The 4932-nt window shown below is 58.9% G+C and carries 4 protein-coding genes; 1 reads left to right on the top strand and 3 read right to left on the bottom strand.

Going from position 1 to position 4932, the window contains the following annotated elements:
* Positions 1 to 555 precede the first annotated feature (555 nt).
* Positions 556 to 1722 (bottom strand): chromate efflux transporter, encoded by a 1167-nt coding sequence (chrA, locus tag H5U08_RS10150; RefSeq protein WP_297032667.1) that lies wholly within the window; start codon positions 1720 to 1722, stop codon positions 556 to 558.
* Positions 1723 to 1879: 157 nt separating this feature from the next.
* Between chrA and H5U08_RS10145 the strand changes: the two genes are divergently transcribed.
* Entirely contained in the window at positions 1880 to 2707 is an 828-nt protein-coding gene (locus tag H5U08_RS10145) for a methyltransferase domain-containing protein (RefSeq protein WP_297032665.1), read from the top strand.
* A gap of 60 nt (positions 2708 to 2767) precedes the next feature.
* Here H5U08_RS10145 and H5U08_RS10140 read toward each other — a convergent pair whose 3' ends face one another.
* Positions 2768 to 4225: an ammonia-forming cytochrome c nitrite reductase subunit c552 gene (locus tag H5U08_RS10140; protein ID WP_297032664.1), complete on the bottom strand. Its 1458-nt coding sequence runs from the start codon at positions 4223 to 4225 to the stop codon at positions 2768 to 2770.
* 71 nt (positions 4226 to 4296) lie between these two features.
* The coding region (gene nrfH, locus H5U08_RS10135; protein WP_297032662.1) for a cytochrome c nitrite reductase small subunit at positions 4297 to 4932 on the bottom strand (636 nt) is incomplete at its 5' end.

The raw sequence follows: 4932 nt of genomic DNA, 5'->3' as shown, positions 1-4932 counted from the left end.
CATTCTCTGCCAAAAGAGCACCCCCGTACGTCAAGGCGGTGCTGAGCACGACTATCATCATCCCATAGGTCAGTTTGACAGAATGACTGAAATGCTTCTGCATGGTGGACGCCTCCTCGACTCGGTGCTATGGGAACCCTCCCAGAAGAACCGCAGAACGGCCTGGCTGTTTGCTTCGCTCATCCGCGTATCATTATGGCACAGCATTTTCGCTTGGGGAAGCCAACGCCCAGACTGGGACGCGCCCGTTTCAAGATGGCCGCACAACCAAAGTGCGAATGTCGGGTGGAGAAAAAGTTGGTCGTTTCGCTGTTATGGCCCCGGACCAGCCGCTCACGTCCTTACGGGCGATTCATGAATCGCCCCGCCCACGTGCGGACAAAATCGAAACATCCGTCCCGACGGGTGTGTCACGTATGGTCTCGACCTGTTCGCTGCGGTACGACCCGCGTCCACAGGGGTGGTTTTCGCAACCGTGGGCGACCCATCGGGCAGGGTTAAAGGCCACTCTGTGCGGTGGGTTGTCGGGAGGACCGATTCTCGCGCAAACCAGTCTCACCGTCCGATGAGTAGCCCCAAGAGGGCGGCCGCCAGGATCAAACGAACGGGCGAAATTTTCCAAACGCCCGCCGCCCATAATGTAAATAGCCCCAGGACGATTGCGACGGGCTGAGTAAAAACCTGGCGTCCCAGGTCCACGCACACTCCCAGAATCAGACCGATGACGGCCAGCATCAGGGCATCCAAAAACGCGGCCGACCAGCGGTAGGAGCGTGCCTTCCGCACATAGGGATGGAGAACGGAGGCCAGGACCATACATGGTGTGATAATGCCTGCTGTGGCCGCTACCGCTCCGATATGGCCGCCCAGCACATAGCCCAGAAATGTGGCGACTGTGAGAATCGGACCGGGCGTGCTCTGACCAACCGCCAGCGCATCCAGCAATTGTTGGTGCGACAGGATACCCGTGTTGACGAATTCAGAGGCCAGATAAGCCGCCAGTACGTTACCACCTCCATAGAGAAAAACCCCCACTTTGGCAAACACGAGAAAAAGCTGAAGGGGAGACATCTGGGTTATCAGCGCCGAAGTACCGGCGGCCGTCATACCTCCGATAAACGGGAAGGTATGGCGCGAAGCGGGGACTTCAGGAGGGCGGTCGCCGGGCGGGGAGTTTTCTTTTTTCGGTTGAATCACGTGAAACAGGAGCATTCCCAGGAACGTGCCCGCCACAAGAACTGCGAATGGATTGGCTCCCCACATGTAGGCCGCAACCACGGCGGCCAGGATTACAAGATTGGTCGGTCGTCGCCATCTTCCCTGGGCAATTTGCTTGATGGAAACGAGGATAATGCCGAGAATGACCGGTCGGACGGTCGAGAGGCAGGCCTCCAGAGCGGGCAATCCCTGGTTGCGCACGTACACCACCGCACAGAGCCACGTGATCATCGCCGCGGGGACGACGAATCCCACGACTGCGGCCAGCGCCCCAAGGAGGCCTGCGCGACGGTAGCCCAAATGGAGGGACAATTGCACCGCGATCGGGCCGGGGATGAGGTGGCTCGCTCCCACATAGTCCATGAATTCTGTATCACTCAGCCAGCGACGCCGCCGCACAAGCGTCTGCTGCATGATGGCGATGGAGGCGGCCGGTCCCCCAAAACTCGCCAATCCAAGCAGCGCGAAGACCCAGAGGATTTCGGCCAGTTGCCGCAAAACCATTTTTGCACCTTAACGACCCGGCGATTTCCGAGCGGTCTCTTCGAACTGGGAGCCTGTGTACAATAGTGAGGGAGTGCCCCGTCTGTGTGGCTTCTTTACAGCAAGACAATTCTCCCATTATGTGCGGCTAAGGCCCCCTGCGGTACGTGAGAATCCTATGAAACATCCCAAAGACTACCGGGATGGTGACGTCGAGTACGAGTTTGGCGTTCCCATTCCCGGGCGGATCCTTCCTCCGGAGCAGTGGGTAAAGACGGCCATCAAGAGACTTCCGCCCCCCGGCCCCATTGATTGGTCGGCGGTCTTCGGCCGGGAGGCCCCGCTTGTTTTGGACATCGGCTGCGGCAACGGACGTTTCACGCTGGCCAGTGCTTTACGGCGTCCCGAGTTCAATCACGTCGGGCTGGACATCCTGCCGGTAGTGATCCGCTATGCGACCCGTCGCGCCAACCAGCGGGGACTCTCCAATGTGCGTTTTATCGTGTGTGGCGGTCACGAATTTCTGGAAAATTACGTGGCTCCCCACAGCGTGGCGGAAATCCACATTTATCATCCTCAGCCGTATAAAGATCCACAGAAGCAGCACCGACGGCTGCTGACACCGGCGTTCCTGGCGCTGGTCCATCGCGCGCTTGTTCCCGGTGGACTCTTCGTGCTGCAAACCGACAACCCCGCTTACTGGCGATATGTCCGACCCCTCGTTGACAACTTTTTCCATTTCCAGGACCAAGAAGGTCCCTGGCCCGACATGCCAGAGGGGCGGACGCGGAGGGAAATCTATGCGCGGTTGAAAGGCCTGCCAATCTTCCGTGGTTACGGGTACGCGCGGCAGGACATCACCGATGAAGATGCCGCGGCATTAGCCACCAAGTTACCTCCTCCAGTGTTCTCGGCGGAAGACGATCGCGACCCTCTAGAAGTGGACCATACCCAACGGTCCCATCGCTCAGAGCCGCGACGAACTCGGCGGACCCGGCGGCGATAAATTCTCACGAGAATCGCATGAGTGGCGATGGGCGACAGCGTTCCACCGATTTTGAGGGGATCATGGCCCGGCCGTCAGCGCAGCAGGGACGGGGCTACCACTCACCTTGGTGGGCAAAAGATTGGGCGGCGTCCCCTTGACGAACAGTTGTTCCACGGCCTGGGCTTTTTCCTTGGTGCTTACATCGGGATAGTTGATGGGGTCAGTGATACCGTGTTTGGCGAGAATGCGGCTGGCCTCGGAGCGAGCCTGCCCGGCTAAATCGAGAGCCGCAGCCAGGATCCGCAGGCACTCCGCCGGCGAGTGAAAGCCCATGCCATTGTTGGCCGCCACAAAGTCCCACCGAAGCTGTGCTCGACGGATGAGCTGGCGGGCAGGTTGAAGTTCCTCGTCGGTGGCCCCTGCCTGCATGGCAGCCGCCACATCGAAGTGCGCTGCCACGAGGGCCTGCTCTACCCGTCCCCGCACTTCGTGGATTTTGTCCTGGATGCTTTCCACGCGACTGCGGATTTCCTCTTCGCTCCATCGGTGACAAACAGCACAGGAGTTGGCGATGTTGAGCAGCGGACTTTGTACATGATGGTCGGTGAACTTGACGCCACCCTCACTCATGTACGGCATGTGACAGTCCGCGCACGAGACGTTGCGATAGGCATGGATTCCCGTGGAATATATTTCGAAATCCGGATGCTGCATTTTCACCATGGGGGCATGACTGATGGCGTGTGTCCAGTCGCTGAAATTGGCCTCCTCGTAATAGCTCTCAATCTGTTCGAGAGACGTGCCCTTGTCCCACGGAAATGTCAGGTACTTCCCTTCGCCTTTGAAGTAGTACTCGACGTGGCACTGCGCACACACCATCGTCCGCATCTCTTGGTGCGAGAGCTTGTCGGGATCGCGTCCCTGCCTTTGCAGTGCTTCGCGAAGCGCCGGCCTGGTGATCACCAACCGCATGTCGGTCGGATCATGACAATCCAAACAGCCGATGGGATGGGTGATCTCCTTCTTAAACGCCGCGAAGGGTTGTTTGTAAAAGTCGGCGGGTGACATCTGAGCCAGCAACCGCGGGACGTCCGTACTCTTGCAGGTCCAGCAGGTCGCCGGCGTTTTTTCGTTGACCCGTTTGGTGTGCGTCACATCCTCCACCGCATACACGTGACCCCGTGCTTGCCGGTAATCTTTAGCGAAGGCATAACCCGCAAACAGGATCACGTTGGCTGGGGTTTCTTCTAGGTAATCCCGGGGAAAAGCTCCGCCGTATTTCGTTCGGGTGGTATCGTCCATCATCTGACGGTAGCGGTCGTATTCTCGGGGGAAATTAGCCGCCCACTTGCTGCTGTCTGACTCCCATCTGGCAATGGGATGAACGGGTTGCGGCGGCAGGGCTTCTCGCCGCCGGGTGAGGATCGACGACGCCAGCAGCCCGAGTCCGAATGTCACGATCAATGCGACAGCGAAAAGCACCCATCCTACCCACGCCCATTGCTTTTGCTGTGAAGTGTGTTGCGATTGGTCCATCGTTTCCACCTCTTTTTCAAATCTTCAAAGAGCGCATTCCCTAAAAGAGCGTGACAATTGACTCAAGTGTATTACCGACCGGCACCCTCGCCAGAAGCCCGGGGCTCGCGCCCGCCGATTCGCGGTCCTAGGGTGTTGGGCCCCACCGGCGGCAGGCTTGGATCAAGGTAACCGGGTGTGGTCGCCAGGCCCCGTACTGAACCGTGCGGGACCTCCGTGTGACAATCCCAGCAGCGGAGATCACCCGGGGCATGCTCGCGAAGCGACGTGAAACTGATCAGCGCTTCATGACAGCGCCGACAGTTCTGCTCCACAACCGGCTCCGCTCTCTTGGACAACTTGATCACCTGTGGCTCCCATCGCATGGTGAACACGGTCGCATGCCAGAGACCATCCCGGGCTTTGAAAAGCCAGTGACGCCAAAAAGAATCCTGAGGAACGTGGCAATCATTGCAGTGGGCCACCTCCGCGTGACTGCTGTGACGCCAGCTCACGTACTCAGGACGCATCACGTGACAGTTGACGCACACCTCGGGATCATCGCTCAAATAAGAGGGGGCACGCGAAATATGGGCCACCAGCGCGGCCAGCCCCAGGCAGATCCCCCAACTCCCGAATACCAGCAAACGCACCGGAGTGGGAAGCCAACCGAGCGAAAGTAAGTTCCACAGCCGCGATTGTGTGTTCGCTTCCGGCATTGGAGGGTC

Source organism: Thermogutta sp. (assembly GCF_014359955.1).
Lineage (GTDB): Bacteria > Planctomycetota > Planctomycetia > Pirellulales > Thermoguttaceae > Thermogutta.
The sequence above is the reverse complement of the archived record's forward strand: the minus strand, read 5'-3'. Positions and strand labels throughout refer to the sequence as shown.